General features: G+C 68.8%; 14 protein-coding genes. 1 reads left to right on the top strand and 13 read right to left on the bottom strand.

Annotation, left to right across the window (positions count from 1 at the left end; translation table 11 throughout):
* Positions 1–142: 142 nt before the first annotated feature.
* Entirely contained in the window at positions 143–1,513 is a 1,371-nt protein-coding gene (locus HNP73_RS00670) for a type I glutamate--ammonia ligase (protein ID WP_184146106.1), read from the bottom strand.
* Between the two features lie 139 nt (positions 1,514–1,652).
* Here HNP73_RS00670 and HNP73_RS00675 point away from each other — a divergent pair, with 139 nt between their 5' ends.
* A complete protein-coding gene (locus HNP73_RS00675) occupies positions 1,653–3,881 on the top strand; it encodes a calcium-binding protein (RefSeq protein ID WP_184146108.1) in 2,229 nt (742 codons plus the stop codon).
* Here HNP73_RS00675 and speB read toward each other — a convergent pair.
* The 12 genes from speB to HNP73_RS00735 all read right to left on the bottom strand — a co-directional run bounded on the left by speB (position 3,878) and on the right by HNP73_RS00735 (position 16,071).
* On the bottom strand, positions 3,878–4,840 hold the full coding sequence (gene speB, locus HNP73_RS00680; RefSeq protein WP_184147968.1) for an agmatinase: 963 nt from the start codon (positions 4,838–4,840) through the stop codon (positions 3,878–3,880). The genes HNP73_RS00675 and speB overlap by 4 nt on opposite strands.
* A 16-nt stretch (positions 4,841–4,856) precedes the next feature.
* Entirely contained in the window at positions 4,857–5,660 is an 804-nt protein-coding gene (locus tag HNP73_RS00685; RefSeq protein ID WP_425486621.1) for an ABC transporter permease subunit, read from the bottom strand.
* A gap of 226 nt (positions 5,661–5,886) precedes the next feature.
* Positions 5,887–6,819 carry an ABC transporter permease subunit gene (locus tag HNP73_RS00690; RefSeq protein WP_184146110.1) on the bottom strand — a complete coding sequence of 311 codons (933 nt, stop codon included), beginning with the start codon at positions 6,817–6,819 and terminating at the stop codon, positions 5,887–5,889.
* On the bottom strand, positions 6,816–8,015 hold the full coding sequence (locus HNP73_RS00695; protein WP_246399448.1) for an ABC transporter ATP-binding protein: 1,200 nt from the start codon (positions 8,013–8,015) through the stop codon (positions 6,816–6,818). Before HNP73_RS00695 ends, HNP73_RS00690 begins: the two co-directional genes overlap by 4 nt.
* A gap of 82 nt (positions 8,016–8,097) precedes the next feature.
* Entirely contained in the window at positions 8,098–9,129 is a 1,032-nt protein-coding gene (locus HNP73_RS00700; protein ID WP_184146111.1) for a protein-glutamate methylesterase/protein-glutamine glutaminase, read from the bottom strand.
* A gap of 20 nt (positions 9,130–9,149) precedes the next feature.
* Entirely contained in the window at positions 9,150–11,363 is a 2,214-nt protein-coding gene (locus tag HNP73_RS00705; RefSeq protein ID WP_184146113.1) for a methyl-accepting chemotaxis protein, read from the bottom strand.
* Between the two features lie 210 nt (positions 11,364–11,573).
* Complete coding sequence (locus HNP73_RS00710) at positions 11,574–11,972, bottom strand: hypothetical protein (protein ID WP_184146115.1); 399 nt, start codon at positions 11,970–11,972, stop codon at positions 11,574–11,576.
* A 40-nt stretch (positions 11,973–12,012) separates the two neighbouring features.
* Positions 12,013–12,876, bottom strand: a complete 864-nt coding sequence (locus HNP73_RS00715; RefSeq protein ID WP_184146117.1) for a CheR family methyltransferase — start codon at positions 12,874–12,876, stop codon at positions 12,013–12,015.
* Positions 12,873–13,364 (bottom strand): chemotaxis protein CheW, encoded by a 492-nt coding sequence (locus tag HNP73_RS00720; RefSeq protein WP_343063168.1) that lies wholly within the window; start codon positions 13,362–13,364, stop codon positions 12,873–12,875. Before HNP73_RS00720 ends, HNP73_RS00715 begins: the two co-directional genes overlap by 4 nt.
* Before the next feature lie 11 nt (positions 13,365–13,375).
* Complete coding sequence (locus tag HNP73_RS00725) at positions 13,376–15,418, bottom strand: chemotaxis protein CheA (RefSeq protein WP_184146119.1); 2,043 nt, start codon at positions 15,416–15,418, stop codon at positions 13,376–13,378.
* 4 nt (positions 15,419–15,422) lie between these two features.
* Entirely contained in the window at positions 15,423–15,788 is a 366-nt protein-coding gene (locus HNP73_RS00730; protein ID WP_184146121.1) for a response regulator, read from the bottom strand.
* Between the two features lies 1 nt (position 15,789).
* On the bottom strand, positions 15,790–16,071 hold the full coding sequence (locus HNP73_RS00735; protein WP_184146124.1) for an STAS domain-containing protein: 282 nt from the start codon (positions 16,069–16,071) through the stop codon (positions 15,790–15,792).
* Between the last annotated feature and the right edge of the window lie 6 nt (positions 16,072–16,077).

A 16,077-nucleotide genomic window follows, 5' to 3' on the forward strand; every position in this document is an offset into this window, starting at 1 on the left:
CCGGCGTGGGAAGGTGGCGGGGTTGCCGTGCGGACATGGCCCTCAACCGTCAATCCGGCTTGCCATCCGGCGGGCCGACCCGTGATTGTCCCGCAGCTCCAAAATCCAGAACTGCCTGCACAACTTGCGCGCCCCGGCCTCCTCAGACGTTCAAGAGCAGATGCGCCCGCTCCCAGGGGCTGATCACCCGCAGGAAGGTCTCTACCTCGTCGCGCTTGATCGCCTTGTAGAGGTTGCAGAACTCGACCCCGAGAACGTCGGTGATCTCCGGGTCGCCCTCGAAGAGGTCGATCGCCGCCAGCAGGTCGCGCGGCAACGCCCTCGGCCGGTGGTAGGCCTCGCCCGCCACCGCCTCGCGCGGCCTGAGGCTCGCCTTCATCCCGAGATAGCCGCTGGCCAGCGACGCCGCGAGCGCGAGATAGGGGTTGCAGTCCATCCCCACCACCCGGTTCTCGATCCGCCGCGCGTGCGGCTCGGCGATCGGCACCCGCAGGCCCGTGGTACGGTTGTCCGGCCCCCACTCCAGATTGATCGGCGCCGCCCCGCCCGGCACGAAGCGCCGATAGCTGTTCACGTAAGGCGCCAGCATGCAGACCACCGTCGGCAAGTGCGTCTGCTGCCCGGCGAGGAAGCCATAGAACGCATCCGTCGGCGCCCCCCTCTCGTCCGAGAAGATGTTGCGCCCGGTCGCCGCATCCACCACCGACTGATGGATATGCATCGCCGACCCCGGCTCGTCCTGCATCGGCTTTGCCATGAACGTGGCAAAGCAGTTGTTCCGAAGCGCCGCCTCGCGGATGGTCCGCTTGAAGAAGAACACCTGATCAGCCAGCTTTATCGGATCGCCGTGCAGCAGGTTGATCTCCACCTGCCCGGCACCGCCCTCCTGGATGATCGTGTCGATCTCGAAACCCTGCGCCTCGGCAAAGTCATAGATGTCGTCGATCACCTTGCCGTACTCGTCGACAGCCGACATGGAATAGGCCTGCCGGCTCACCATCTGCCGACCCGTGCGGCCCACCGGCGGCTCTATCGGCTCGTTGGCGTTCAGGTTCGGCTTGATGAGGTAGAATTCCATCTCCGGCGCCACCACCGGCTGCCAGCCCTCCGCCTCATAGAGCGCCATCACCCGCTTCAGCACGTTCCGCGGCGCCACCTCGATCGGCCGCCCGGAGAGATCCTCGACGTTGTGGATCACCTGCAGCGTCACATCATCCGCCCACGGGCTCGCCGTCGCCGCCTCGTAGTCCGGCTTCAGAACCATGTCCGACTCGGTCCACTGGTTCGCGATGTCCATGTCGACGTAGTCGCCGGCGATCGTCTGGTGAAACACCGAGGTCGGCAGGAACATGCGGTCCTCCCGCATGAACTTCGCGAACGGCATCGCCTTGCCGCGCGAGATGCCGGCGATGTCAGCGATGACGCATTCTACCTCCTCGATCCGCCGCCCCGCGAGCCACTCGCGGAAGGTATCGGGCAGGCGATCGACGAATTCGGCGGGCGTGGGGGGCACGGATCAGTTCCTTGGAAGTTTGGCCCGGAGCATCGGTCTGGACCGCGGACCGGGCAAGGAAAAATGACGCGGCGAGAGGGTCCCTTTACAGCCCCGTGCCGCTGGGCCACTCATCCCCCGATGGGATGAGAGGGAACAAATGTCTTTCGGAGAAGAAGACGGCATCGACAAGACGGAACTGATGCCAGGGCGCGTGATGCTCGACCAGTTCTCGTGGGGCAGGATCAGCCCGGATGGGGACATCGACTACTACCGCGTCACCCTCGATTCGGGACGGTACTTCGTTTACGCCGGCGCCAGCGACTTTCTCGGTGGTGGCAGTGCTGTCGGCGTCCGCGGCACGATCTACGATGCACTCGGGACCTCGGTGGGGGTAACGGGCAAATCTCTGACCGTGACCAACACCCAAATCTACACCATCGCGGTCGGCGCGCAGTTCGGTGGCGGGTACGCCCTGAGTGTCAACTTCAGCGACGATGTCGGTGGTGACCGCTACGTCGGCGCACTCACCGCGACGATGGGGACGGAATATGCCCTGAAGCTCGATGCCGCGAGCGACATCGACTCGGTCAGGCTCGGTCTGACCCAGGGCCAGCGCTACTTCTGGGCCGTCACTTCCGAGGCGGTTTCGGACCTGAGGGTCACGCTCGAAACGAGGGCATACAATCCATATGCCACCCTCGACCTCGGGAGTGGCGGCACCGGCATCCTGCAGAGCACGTCCGGGCGCGACTCCACCGTCTGGCTGACCGTCTCCTCGGGCGGCTATCGCCAGACCGGCGCCTACGATCTCCTCGTGTCGACGACGATGACCGACGACCTGCCGGTTCTCGCCGGCGGTCGCGGCGATGATGCGCTTTCGGCGCAGGCGAGTTCGGAGATCTGGGGACTTTCCGGCGCTGACACGCTTCTCGGATCGGCCGGTGCCGACTTTCTGAACGGCGGCGACGGTGCCGACTCGCTCGAAGGCGGCGACGGCGATGATCGTCTTTTCGGCGGGGCGCAGGCCGACACGCTGTCCGGTGGCGCGGGCAACGATACGCTTCAGGGGCAGTTCGGCTCCGACCTGCTCCTTGGCGGCGCCGGAGACGACACTTTCATTCTCGACGACACCCCTGACACCGTGATCGAGGCCGAGACCGAAGGCACCGACTCCGTGTTCGTCCTGGCCGACTACGTTCTTCCCGACCACGTGGAAAACCTGCAACTCGGAGGCAGCGCGGACCTCGCCGGCACCGGCAATGATCTCTCCAACCTCCTGATCGGCAACGAGGGCACGAATGCCCTTTCGGGGAATGGTGGCAACGATACGCTCGACGGCGGCGCGGGGGACGACCGGATGGCCGGCGGCGTGGGCGACGACAGCTATGTGGTCGACTCCGCCGGGGATGTGGTGGAGGAGGCCCCATCCGCCGGGTTCGATACCGTGACGAGCACGATCGACTACGTCCTTTCAGCCAACATCGAGGCCCTGTCGCTTTCGGGAAACGCAACCCGGGCGACCGGCAACGCGCTCGACAACAGCCTCTGGGGCAATGCTGGCGCGAACGTCCTCGATGGCCGCGCTGGCAGCGACCGGATGGACGGCGGCGCGGGTGACGACACCTACTTCGTCGACTCGGCCGGCGACCGGATCATCGAACGGGTTGGCGGCGGCAACGACACGATCCGAAGCAACGTGAGCCACCGCATGGAGGATAACGTCGAGACCCTGATGCTGACCGGCGCCGGAAACCTCCGCGCGGTCGGAACCGACGCCCGGGACGTGATCTTCGGCAACGCGGGCAACAATGCCATCAACGGACTGGCGGGCGCCGATCGCATGCGGGGCGGAGCGGGGAATGACACCTACGTGGTGGACAACACCCGCGACGTGGTGATCGAAACGCCGACCGGCGGCAGCGATGCGATCCGGAGCACGGTCTCCTACCGGCTCGGTGCCAATGTCGAGACGCTGGTGCTGCTCGGGACGGCGATCTCCGCGCGCGGCAACGGCGGGGACAATCTTCTCCGCGGCAACGCGTCCGACAACAGCCTCGAAGGGGGCGGAGGGCGTGACGTTCTCGTCGGCGGCGGCGGTGCCGACTCGTTCGTGTTCCGCGAGGACGCGGCCGGTGTCCGGGACGTGATCCGCGACTTCACGCCGGGGCTCGACAAGATCGTCCTCGGGCCGATCGATGCCGATGTCTGGAGCCCGGGCAACCAGGCTTTCACCTTCATCGGGACTGCCGGCTTCTCCGGTGTCGCGGGAGAGCTCCGCGCCACGCACCGCGGGCTGCTCGGCGACGTGGATGGCGACAGAGTCGCCGACTATGACATCGCCTTCTCGGCGCCGTTGTCGATCACCGAGACCGATCTGGTGCTCTAAAGCCGCCCCACGGGCGCTTGCACGGCGCCCGCCTCTGCGGCGAGGACGCAGAGCCAGTCGTGGGCGAGGTGGGCGGCCGCGAGGGCGGTGATCTCGGCGTGGTCGAAGGGCGGCGAGACCTCGACGAGGTCCATGCCGACGAGGTTGAGCCCCGCGAGCCCACGCACGAGCTCCAGCGCCTGCCACGAGGCGAGGCCGCCGGGCACCGGGGTGCCGGTCCCCGGCGCGAAGGCCGGGTCAAGCCCGTCGATGTCGAACGACAGGTAGAGCGGCGCGTCCCCGGCACGGGCGCGGATGACCTCGATCGCCGCGGCGATACCGTTGCGATGAATCCAGGGCGCCGTCAGGATCTCGAGGCCCATCGGGTCGTCGTGATAGGTGCGGATGCCGACCTGCGTCGAGCGGGACGGATCGACGATCCCCTCGCGGATCGCCCGGCCCATCATCGTGCCGTGGTCGATCCGGCCGGGATCGTCCGGCCAGAGATCGCCGTGAGCGTCGACCTGCACGAGCGCAAGCGGCCCGTGGACCGCCGCGTGTGCCCGCAGCAGCGGCCAGGCGATGAAATGGTCGCCGCCGAGCGACAGGAGCTTCGTGCCGGAGCGTATCACCGCCGTCGCCGCGGCCTCGATCGCCGGCGCCACGCTCTCCGGGTGGTGCGGGTCGAGAAGCGCATCCCCGCGGTCGACGATCGCGAGGGACTCGAGCAGGTCGAACCCCCACGGGAAGGCCCGGAGCTCCGCGAGTTGCACCGACGCCGCCCGGATCGCCCGTGGCCCGAGGCGGCAGCCCGGGCGATAGGTGACCGAGGCGTCGTAGGGAAAGCCCATGACCGCGACGTCGACACCGTCGAGCTCCCGGGAGTAGCGCCGGCGCAGGAACGAGAGCGCACCGCCGTAGGTCATCTCGGTCCAGTGCTCGCGCGCGCCCGTCGCTCGGAAGGCGCCGTCACCGTCCATCGGCTGGTCCGACTGGTCAGGCACGGGTGGGCTTCCTTCGCAACAGGACCGAGGCGACGAAGACCCCGAGGGCGACAATGCCGATGATGATCGTCGCGAGCGCGTTGATGTCCGGGCTGACCCCGAGGCGGACCTTGGAGAAGATCACCATCGGCAGGGTCGAGGCGCCTGGGCCGGTGACAAAGCTCGCGACCACGAGATCGTCGAGCGAGAGCGTGAAGGCGAGGAGCCACCCCGCGACCAGCGCCGGCGCGATCACCGGGATCGTCACGTCGAAGAACACCCGCGCCGGACGGGCGCCGAGGTCCATCGCCGCTTCCTCCAGGCTCTCGTCCATGTCGGACAGGCGGCTCTGCACCACGACGGTGACATAGGCCATGCAGAAGGTGGTGTGGGCGATGATGATCGTCGTCATGCCGCGCCCGGCGGGCCAGCCGATCGCCTGCTCCATGGCGACGAAGAGCAGGAGCAGCGACAGGCCGGTGATGACGTCCGGCATCACGAGCGGTGCCGCCGACATGCCGGTCAGCAGCGAGCGGGTGCGAAACCGGCCGAAGCGCACCAGCACGTAGGCGGCGAGCGTGCCGAGGATCGAGGCGAGCGTCGCCGAGACCACCGCGACCTTGAGGCTGATCCAGGCCGCGCCGAGGATCTGCGCGTTCTGGAAGAGCGCCACGTACCACTGGGTCGAGAAGCCGCTCCAGACGGTGGCGAGCTTGTTCTCGTTGAAGCTGAAGACGATCAGCGAGACGATCGGGGCGTAGAGGAAGATGAAGCCCGCGATGCAGAAGACGAGCAGCAGCGTCGAGGCGCGCATCAGCCGGCCCTCCTGACCACGTCGGGGCGAGCGACGACCTCGGGGGGGCGGGACGCCCCCCGCTCGGCCGCCGCTTGACGCTTCGCCGCCTTTGCGGCTTCGCTCCGGCGGAACGGGCTTCGCCCGTGAGTCAAGTGTTCTCCCCGCCTGTGGGCGGGGCCCCGGGACTGCCCGATAGGGTTTCTGCCCATATGAAAACCCGGGGCGTCGGGACCGTGCGGAGTCGGTGTCACAGTGCTTCCTCCTTCGCCTGGGCGCGGCGGAAGATCATGATCGGGATGACGAGGATCACCAGCATGGCGATGGCGACGGCCGACGCGACCGGCCAGTCGCGGTTCGAGAAGAACTCGTTCCAGAGCACCCGGCCGATCATCAGCGTGTCGGGGCCGCCGAGGAGTTCCGGGACGACGAACTCGCCGATCGCGGGGACGAAGACCAGCATGAACCCCGCAATGACGCCCGGCATCGAGAGCGGCAGGGTCACGTGGAAGAAGGTGGAGAGCGGCCGTGCGCCCAGATCGGCGGAGGCTTCGAGCAGGCTATCGTCGAGCTTCACGAGGTTCGCGTAGAGCGGCAGGATCATGAACGGCAGGTAGGTGTAGACGATGCCGAGATAGACCGCGAAATTCGTCTGCAGCATGACGAGCGGCTGGTCGATGATCCCGGTCCAGAGCAGGAAGTTGTTGATGACGCCGTTCGAGCGCAGGAACCCCTGCCAAGCGTAGACCCTGAGCAGGAACGAGGTCCAGAACGGCAGGATGACGAGCATGAGCAGCACGTTGCGACGCCCCTCCGGGCTCCGCGCGATGTAGTATGCGATCGGGTAGCCGATGACGAGCGCTGCCGCCGCCGAGATGAAGGCGATCTTCAGCGACGAGAGGTAGGCGTTGATGTAGAGCGGGTCGTCGAGAAGGAAGGTGAAGTTGCCGAAGTTAAGCGTGATGATCGCCATGCCTTCGTCCCATTCGACGAGCGGCAGGTAGGGCGGCAGCGCGATCGCCGACTGGCTGAGCGAGAGTTTCGCCACCACGAGAAACGGGACCAGAAAGAAGACCAGGAGCCAGACGACCGGCACGGCGATGACGAGCGCGCGGCCCGAGAAGCCGAGGCGGCGGAGAAGCCGGCCGGTGCGGCCACGGGCAATCCCGGTGGCCGCACTCATTGGGTCAGTACCACGCCGGCGGTGTCGTCCCACGACACCCAGGCGTGTTCGCCCCAGCTGATCGTGTCCTCCTCGTAGCGCGAGAGATTCGCCTTGCTGGCAAGCAGATAGCGTCCGCCCGGCAGCTTCAGGCGGTAGACCGAGAGGTTGCCCATGTAGGCCACGTCCTCGACCCAGACCGGATAGGAATTCGGTGCATCGGAGGCGTGGCGGCTCAGGCGCATCTTCTCCGGGCGCACCGCGTACCAGAGCGGCTGGTCGATGGTGCAGGAAACGCCGTGGCCGACGTAGATCTGGCCGGCACCGCCGGCGCTCGCGGCGCCCGACCCCTCGCCGGTCACCGGCAGGTCCTGCACAGCGAGGCGGATGAAGTCCGGCTCGTCCTCGATCACCCGGCCCTCGAAGAGGTTCACCGTGCCGACGAAGTCGGCGACAAAGCGCGAGTTCGGGTACTCGTAGACCTGCGGCGGCTCGCCCACCTGGATGATGCGGCCGGCGTTCATCACCCCGATGCGGGTGGAGAGCGTCATCGCCTCCTCCTGATCGTGGGTGACGACGATGAAGGTAACGCCGAGCGTCTCCTGGATTTTCACCAGCTCGAACTGGGTCTCCTCGCGGAGCTTCTTGTCGAGGGCGCCGAGCGGTTCGTCGAGGAGCAGGAGCTTCGGCTGCTTCACGAGGCTGCGGGCGAGCGCCACGCGCTGGCGCTGGCCGCCGGAGAGCTGGTGCGGCTTTCTGCCCGCGAGCGTGTGAAGCTGAACCATCTTCAGCATCTCCGCCACGCGGTCGCGCACCACGGACTTGTGGACGCCGTCGCGCAGCAGGCCGTAGGCCACGTTCTTCTCCACCGTCATGTGCGGAAAGAGCGCGTAGGACTGGAACATCATGTTGGTCGGCCGGTCGTAGGGCGGGATCCCGGCCATGTCCTGGCCGTCGATCTCGATCTTGCCGGAGGTCGGCGTCTCGAAACCCGCGAGCATCCGCAGGAGCGTCGACTTCCCGCATCCCGAGCCGCCGAGCAGGCAGAAGAGCTCGCCCTTGAAGATGTCGAGGCTCACCTGATCGACGGCGGTGAAGTCGCCGAACTTCTTGGTGATGCGGTCGATGCGGACGAACGGCCGCTCCGTCCCGGTGGTCCAGGGCCTCGCAGCGGCGGCGAGGGCCGCAGCGCCGGTCACAGTCATGGTATCAGTCATGCGTGCTCCACGGCAGACTCCCCCGATCCGCCCCGAGCTTACGGGCGTGCCCGCGCGCCTGTCCAGCCGCCTCGCACCTCGGTCAGTCCTTCGTGCCCGCGGCCGCACAAAGCGCGAGCGCTGCGCCGCCGATCTCGGCAAGGGGCAGTTGCCGCGCCACCGCCCCGACGTCGAAGGCCGCGCCCGGCATGCCGTAGACGAGGCTCGTGGCCGCGTCCTGTCCGAGGGTGTGCCCGCCGGCGGCACGCAGCTTCAGGAGCCCCGCCGCGCCGTCGCGGCCCATGCCGGTCAGGATGACGCCGACCGCGGCCGGCCCGAGACGGGCGAGCGAGGCGAACATGACATCGCAGGATGGCCGGTGCCCCGAGACCGCCGGTCCCTCGTTCAGGCGGCAGACGAGGTGGACCCGCCCGGTGACCTCGAGGTGCGCATGGCCCGGTGCCAGGTAGACCCGCCCCGGGAGCAGTGGTGCGCCAGCCGTCGCCTCGCGGATCTCCGCGGCGCAGTGACCGTTTAGGCGTCGGGCAAAGCCGCCGATGAAGCCCTCGGGCATGTGCTGGGTCACGACGGTGGGCGGGCAGTTCTCCGGGAACGCCGACAGGATCCGCAGCAAGGCATCGACCCCGCCGGTCGAGGCGCCGATCGCGAGAACCGGGCCGCTGGTCCGCTGCGCCGGACGAGGCGCGGACACAGGCGGACGCGCGACGAGCGAGCCCGCCGGAACAAGGGCTGCGGCACGGACCCGGGCCGCGAGATCGGGAAACGGACGGTCATGCGCGTCGGCAATCATGGGCTTTCGCACGCAGTCGACGGCGCCGATCTGGCGGGCCGCGAGCGACAGGGCCGAACCCTCCGCAACCTCGCTCGATACCATGATCACCGGAGTGGGCCTCAGCCGCATCACCCGTTCGAGGAAGGCGAGGCCGTCCATCTTCGGCATGTTGACATCGAGCAGGATCACGTCGGGCGCCATCGCCCTCACCGCCTCGCGCGCCTCATACGGATCGCCCGCCTCGCCGACGACACGCACACCCGGATCCCGCTCGAGGCAGCTCCGGATGAGCGCGCGCATGGCGCGCGAGTCGTCAACGACGAGGACGCGCACTGGCGGCATGCTGGCGCTTTCCCGCCGGATCAGAGCTCGGTCCAATCCTCATTGGCCGACACGGCGGCCGCGGAGCGGGCGGCAGCCCTCGAGGCCGCCAGGCGAAGCGGCGCGGCGCGACGGGACGCCACGGGCGGGGCGGCGGGCTCGGGCGCCGGGTTCCGCCGGGCCTGGAACTGAGCGACCAGATTCGTAAGAGCCTCGGCTTCGGCGCGCATGCTGTGGCTCGCGGCGGAGGACTCCTCGACCATGGCGGCGTTCTGCTGCGTCACCTGATCGAGCTGTCCGACGGCGGCGTTGATCTCAGAGAGACCGACCGACTGCTCGCGCGAGGAGTTGGCGATCTCGGCGACGAGGCCGGTGATGCCGGTCACCGCATCGACAATCGTCTCGAGCGATCGGCCGGTCTCGCGGACCAGTTCGACGCCACGTCCCACGTGCTGGGAGCTGGTGGAGATCAGCGCCTTGATTTCCTTCGCCGCGTCCGAGGACCGCTGAGCGAGCGCGCGGACTTCCGATGCGACGACGGCGAAGCCCCGACCCGCCTCCCCGGCGCGCGCCGCCTCGACACCGGCGTTGAGCGCGAGGAGGTTGGTCTGGAAGGCGATATCGTCGATCACACCGATGATCTGGGCAATGTGCTCGGCGGACTTCTCGATCTCACCCATGGCACCGATCGCGTCGCGCACCACCCGGCCACTGGTCTCGGCATTGCGGCGGGCCGCATCGACGTCGACGTTCGCGCGCTCGGCATTCTTGGCGGCCGCCTTGACGCTCGCGGTCAGTTCCTCGAGCGAAGCGGCGGTTTCCTCGAGCGCCGACGCCTGGTTCTCGGTGCGCTGTGACAGGTCGTCGGCCGACTTGGTGAACTGGACCGACTCCTTGCCGATGTTCTCCGCCGACGTCACCACCCACGAGAGGGCGTCCTCGAGCTTGCCGATCGCATCATTGTAGTTGGCACGCAGGGCTTCGTACTCGCCCGCGAAGGGCGTATCGATGCGGCCCGTCAGATCGCCATCGGCGAGGGCCGCGAGCGCGCGGCTCAGCTCCGCCACCACCCGGTTCTGCTCGGCCTCCATCGCCGTGCGCCGCTCGATCGCCTCCAGCCGCTCCACCTCCGCCGCGGTGACGTCGGACGCGACCTTCACCACCCGCACGACCTTTCCACCGCGATCCCGGACCGGGGAATAGACGCCCTGGATGTAGACGACCCGCCCGCCCTTCGCGATGCGCTTGAAGGTGCCCCGGAGCGGCACGCCCTCACGCAGCTGCGGCCACATGCGCAGGTATTCCGCCGACTCGGCGAAAACCGGATCGACGAACGTTGCGTGCGCGCGCCCCACCACCTCGGACGCGGCATATCCCATCGTGTCGAGAAAGGTCTGGTTCGCGTGCAGCACCCGGCCCTTGGGATCGAACTCGATCATTCCCTGCAAGCCGCCGCTCAGCGCCTCGGTCAGCGCCGCCTGATCCTCCGAGCGGGCTTCGAGGGTGCGGCGCGCGGTCTCCGGCCCCGTCACGTCGGAACACACCTTGATCACCCGCACGACTGCGCCGGAGGCATCGTGTACCGGGCTGTAGGCGCCCTGCACGTAAACCCGCCGGCCGCCCTTCGCGACGCGCGCGAAGGTACCCGCGACCGCAGCGCCCCGTCCAAGGGAGTCCCACATCCGGCGGTAGTCGGGCGAGGCGGCGAAGTCGTCGTCGACGAACATCGCGTGCTCACGACCGACCACCTCGCCCTCGGCGTAGCCGAGGACATCGAGCAGCGTCTGGTTCACGCTGAGAACCCTGCCTCGCGGCGTGAACTCGATCACGCATTGCGAGCTCTTGATCGCGGTGATGATCGCCGCCCGGTCGGCGACGGCGGCTTCCCGCTCTTTCAGATTGTCGCGCAGCGAAGCCACCGCCGCCGCGATGGCGCCGATCTCGTCCCCGCGCGTCGTTCCGGGGATCCTTGAGTCGAAATCGTGCTTTGCCACCAGGGTGACGGCGTCGCCGAGCCGAAGCAACGGCCCGGTGATCAGACGCGCCATCACCAGCCCGGCGAACGAGAGAAACAGCGCGGCCCCGATGAGCGGCAATCCGACGCTGGCCCCGAAGCCGGCCGCGGCGTCGCCTGGCGTGCCAGCCGCCCGGTGGAAGACCACAAAGCTCGCGGCAAGCGTGGTGATCGTCCCAAGCGCAACGACGATCGTCGGGAATTTGTAGAGGAGGGAGACGTCCCGGATGGACTTCATCATGCAACTTTCGGGTTGTGCGCGAGAGCGCCGGGATGGCACGTGGCTTGGAGCGTTGTCTGGTGACCAGAAGATCGTGATGACTTCTGCATCGATCCTTTCCGAGCTCCTCGTTTGCGACGGCGCTTTCGCTGCCCGTAAGCCGCCGACATCTAGCCGATACGGGAGTGAAGCCCCGGTTAATTTGCCCGGGGTTCGACGTGTTGTTGGCGGTCAGAGCAGGAAGTCGTCCGTGAACGCTGCGGGAGGGCCCGGCGGCTCCCCCTCCCGGCCGGTGAGCCGGACGGCGAGAGTCCGCAGGCGCAGGCCGCGTGCGGCGGCGGCCGCGTCAATCGTCCAGCCGTCGGGCGCAGCCCGGGCAATCTCATCGAGAAAACTCGACAGGTCGTCGAGTATCTGGGTCAGCCGATCGAGGTTCTGGAGACGGAAGAGCGTATCCGGGGACAAGCTCTCCGACGCCGCCGCACCGGCGGTGGCACGGCCGATCAGCCCGGACGTGGCCTCCTGCAGGTCGAGAGCCATGTCCCGCGCCCCGGCGAGCTCGCGCGAGACCGCGTGAAGCGTCGGTTCCGGGCCGCGATCACGACCCCCGCCTGCGGCGCCCTGCCCCATCTCGTTCCTCCCGCTCTCGAATGCCTGTTGGTGAAAAACCTCAGACCTTGCGATAGGCCGTCACGCCATCGCCCCGGAACATCGGCAGGTCCGCCGTATTTATTCGCTCGGAATGGCCAATGAACAGTATGGATCCCGGCAACATGCGATCGGAAATGCGCATCCACACATCTCTTTCCGTCGCCGCGTCGAAGTAAATGACGACATTTCGACAGAAGACCACGTCGAAGCGGTCCATGATCGGCCAGGGCCGGATGAGGTTGAGCTGCCGGAACCTGACAAGCACCCGTGGCGCCGGACCGACGGAGTACCCCGCTTCCTCACCGCGGACCACCTGCCGGAAGTATCTCGCGAGGAGCAGCGGCGGCACCTGCTGCGCCACCCGGCCCGGGTAGATCCCCGAGCGGCCGATCGCCAGCACCCGCCGATCGAGATCGGTGGCAAGGACCTGCACGTCCAGCGTGGCAGCCTCGGGCATCGCCTCGAGCAGGAGCATCGCGAGAGTATACGCCTCCTCGCCGGTCGAGCAGCCCGCTGACCAGAACCGCACGCGCCCGCCTGCCCGCGCCCGCGCCACGAGCCCCGGCAGCACCCGCTGGCAGAGCGCATCGAAGTGGTGCGGCTCGCGGAAGAACCGTGTGACGTTGGTGGTCAGCGCATAGAGCATTTCCTCGCGCTCGCGTCTTGCCGCCGTGCCTTGGCCGGACACGAGATCGACGTAGTCCGCGAATGAGGTGAGGCCGAGCGCGCGGACCCGACGGGCGAGGCGCGCCCGCACGAGGGGAGCCTTCGACGCGGGCAGGCTCAGGCCGCCCTCCGCCTGCACCAGCCGCGCAAGCCGGGCGAAGTCCTCGGGAGTGATGGACGAAACCCGGGAGCTTCCCGCCCCCGCCGCGATGATCACGCGCGCTCACCCTGCTCCGGCGGCAGGACGGCACCGAGGTTCAGGATGCGGATCATCCGCTCGCCCACGGTGGCGATCCCCCTGATGAGCCCCGCGTCGCCTGCGTGCGCCACCGCCGGCACCGGCCGCATCGCCCGGTTCGGCACGGTGAGGATGTCGGAAACCGCATCGACGACCAGTCCGAAGACCCGGTCGCCCAGCATCGCGACAATCACCACGTTCCGCCCCGGCGGCTCGGCCGCGACGATCCCCAGCCGCCGGGCGAGGTCGACGACCGGCAGCACCGCACCCCGGAGGTTGATGAGGCCGAGCACGTGTTCAGGCGTGTGCGGCAGCGCGGTTGGCGGCGTCCAGCGGCGGATCTCTCGCACGTTCATGATGTCGACGCAGAAATCCTGCTCGCCGAGACGGAACGACACCATCTCGCTCGGCGGCAGGTCACTCGCGCGCCGGCTTCCGCGCCGGTCGCTCTGGCCCGTTGCCTCCACTTCCGTCCTCCTCAGCCTGCAAGCGCGAGCGCGCCGGGCGCCGCCCCATCCACCAGCGCGTCCGTGTCGAGCACGAGCGCAACTCTGCCGTTGCCGAGGATCGTCGCCGCGGCGACTCCCGCGGCCGAACCCCAGTGCGAGCCCCAGTCCGGGCCGAGGCCCTTCATCACCACCTGCCGCTGCTCCTCGATCGCATCGACGACGAGCGCCCGCCGCTCGCCGTCGCTCGTCTCGATCACCAGCACGACCCCCCCGGTCTCGGGAGACCGGCGAAAGCCGAGCCGCTCGCCCACGTCGATGACCGGCAGGTATTCGCCCCGGACCTGCACCACGAGGCCACGCCCGGCGATCCGGTGCAGTTGCCCCGGTCCGGGCTTCAGCATTTCGAGAATGGCCGCGAGCGGCACCACCACCGTCTCGCCGCCGGCGCGCACCACCATGCCGTCGAGGATCGCCAGCGTGAGGGGCAGGCTGATCGAGAAGGTCGTGCCCTGCCCCGGCTTCGAGGCGATCGCGATCCGCCCGCCGAGGGCCGCGATCGAGCGCTTGACCACGTCCATGCCGACGCCACGCCCCGAGAGGTCGGACACCTGGCGCGCGGTCGAGAAGCCCGGCACGAACAGCAGCCCGTCAGTCTCCGTGTCGCTGAGGCTCGCGTCAGCCGCGATCAGGCCGCGCTCGACTGCGATCGCGCGCACCCGCGCCCGGTCGATGCCGGCGCCATTGTCTGCGATCTCGATCAGCACCCGCCCGGAGCGATGCTCCGCCGAGAGGCGAACCGTGCCCGTCTCGCACTTGCCCGCCGCCCGCCGCGTCTCGGGCTGTTCGAGCCCATGATCGACGGCATTGCGCAGCATGTGGGTGAGCGGATCGGCGAGCCGTTCGATCACCGTCTTGTCCACCTCGGTCAACTCGCCGGAGGTGACGAGTTCCACCCGCTTGCCCGTCGATGCCGACGCATCGCGCACCACGCGCGCCATGCGCTGGAACAGCGGCTTCACCGGCTGGGCGCGGATCGCAAGCACGCTCTCCTGGATCTCGCGCGTCAGTGCGCGCAGCGCGTCGAGCCCCGCGGCCGCGCCGCCGTCGTCCCCCAGGACCGACTGCGACAGCACCGACTGGCTGATGACGAGCTCGCCCACGAGATTGATCAGGCGGTCGACCCGGGCCAGATCCACCCGAACCGTCGATGTCGGCGCCGCCGAGGTCGCCAGCGCGGGAGCCGGAGCCGAAACGGCCGGCGGCACTTCCGCCGCAGCCTCCGCCATCGCCTCGACCGGAGCCCCGGCCCGCACCGGATCGGAAGCCGGCACCGCAGCCGCGACCGGCTCCGCCACCGACGACGCGATCGGCTCGATCGCAAGCTCGCAATCACCCTCGGCGAACTCGAAGACCTCGCACACCGCCGCCTCGCCACCGGCCGCATCGATCTCGACCGTCCAGGCGAGATAGACGCTCTCGGCGTCGAGATCGTCGAGCCCAGGCACCAGACGCGGGTTGCAGCTCACCTGCATCGGCCCGAGCAGGCCAAGCGCCCGCAGCAGGACCGCCGGCTCGTGGCCACGCTCGTAGAGCGTCGGAAACGGTCGGAAGCGAACGCGCAACCGCACGGATCCCGCCGACGGCGCGGGCGCGGCCCCTGTCTCCACCGCCACGCCCGGCTCGGACAGAGCGGGCCCCGTGTCGGCAGGCTGGACCTTCGCTGCCTCCGGCCCGCCCCCCGGCGCCGCCGCTCCCGTGCGCGCCGCTGCGATCAGGTCGCCGAGGCGATCAGCGGACCGGACAAGCTCCGCAAGGCCGTCAGGCGTCAGCACCGACCGGCCGCAGCGCAGATCGTCGAGACCGGACTCGAAGCCATGGGCAAAGGCGACGAGATCGGCGAGGCCGAACGCCGCCGCGCCGCCCTTGATCGAATGCACCGCACGGAACACCGTGGCGATGGTCTCCGCGTCGGTGGGGCTTGCCCGCAAGGCGGCGAGCCCTTCGTGCAGCGCCTCCATGTGCTCGTCGCACTCGATCAGGAAGAGCGCGCGGATCTCCTCGAGGACGTCCATGGCGTCAGCCCATGACCCGGCGCACCGCCGCCACCAGCGCATCCGCCTCGAACGGCTTCACGATCCAGCCCGTCGCCCCGGCGGCGCGGGCGCGCGCCTTGAGCTCGGGCGCGCTCTCGGTGGTGATCACGAGCACCGGCGTCGCGCGATGCGCGTCCGAGCGCCGCACCGCCGCGATGACCCCGAAGCCGTCGAGGCGTGGCATGTTGATGTCGGTCAGGATGATGTCCGGCGTGATCGTCTCGAGCGCCGCGACCCCGTCCTCGCCATCTTGCGCCACATGCACGTCGTAGCCAGCCGGCACGAGGGATGCGGCGATCAGTTCGCGCATCGTCCGGGAATCGTCGATCGCGAGCACCATTCGGGTCATGTCATGCCTCGGGCGATTGAAGGGCGGCGGGATCGACGGCGAGATGGGCGAGCACCGCCAGCATTTCCGCCGATGGCGCGGCGAGCCCGAGGCGCACACCGTCCTCGCGCCAGCTTCGTGCGGCGGAGAGCAACACCTGCACGCAAGGCGTCGCGATCTGGACGACACCGCTCGCGTCGAGCTCCACGGGGCGCCCTCGCAGCCCGAGCAGGCTCGCCTGCAACGCGGCCGCGTCCTGCGGCAGCAGGCGCGACGGCAACGGATGGCGGAGCGCCTCACTCACGGGACC

The organism is Amaricoccus macauensis, from assembly GCF_014201905.1.
Classification (GTDB): Bacteria; Pseudomonadota; Alphaproteobacteria; order Rhodobacterales; family Rhodobacteraceae; genus Amaricoccus; species Amaricoccus macauensis.

What these genes read in the sequence shown, in the direction of transcription:
- HNP73_RS00675 (WP_184146108.1), top strand. Translation starts at nt 1,653, where the DNA reads ATGTCTTTCGGAGAAGAAGACGGCATCGACAAGACGGAACTGATGCCA.
- speB (WP_184147968.1), bottom strand. Translation starts at nt 4,840, where the DNA reads ATGGACGGTGACGGCGCCTTCCGAGCGACGGGCGCGCGCGAGCACTGG.
- HNP73_RS00690 (WP_184146110.1), bottom strand. Translation starts at nt 6,819, where the DNA reads ATGAGTGCGGCCACCGGGATTGCCCGTGGCCGCACCGGCCGGCTTCTC.
- HNP73_RS00695 (WP_246399448.1), bottom strand. Translation starts at nt 8,015, where the DNA reads ATGACTGATACCATGACTGTGACCGGCGCTGCGGCCCTCGCCGCCGCT.
- HNP73_RS00700 (WP_184146111.1), bottom strand. Translation starts at nt 9,129, where the DNA reads ATGCCGCCAGTGCGCGTCCTCGTCGTTGACGACTCGCGCGCCATGCGC.
- HNP73_RS00705 (WP_184146113.1), bottom strand. Translation starts at nt 11,363, where the DNA reads ATGATGAAGTCCATCCGGGACGTCTCCCTCCTCTACAAATTCCCGACG.
- HNP73_RS00710 (WP_184146115.1), bottom strand. Translation starts at nt 11,972, where the DNA reads ATGGGGCAGGGCGCCGCAGGCGGGGGTCGTGATCGCGGCCCGGAACCG.
- HNP73_RS00725 (WP_184146119.1), bottom strand. Translation starts at nt 15,418, where the DNA reads ATGGACGTCCTCGAGGAGATCCGCGCGCTCTTCCTGATCGAGTGCGAC.
- HNP73_RS00730 (WP_184146121.1), bottom strand. Translation starts at nt 15,788, where the DNA reads ATGACCCGAATGGTGCTCGCGATCGACGATTCCCGGACGATGCGCGAA.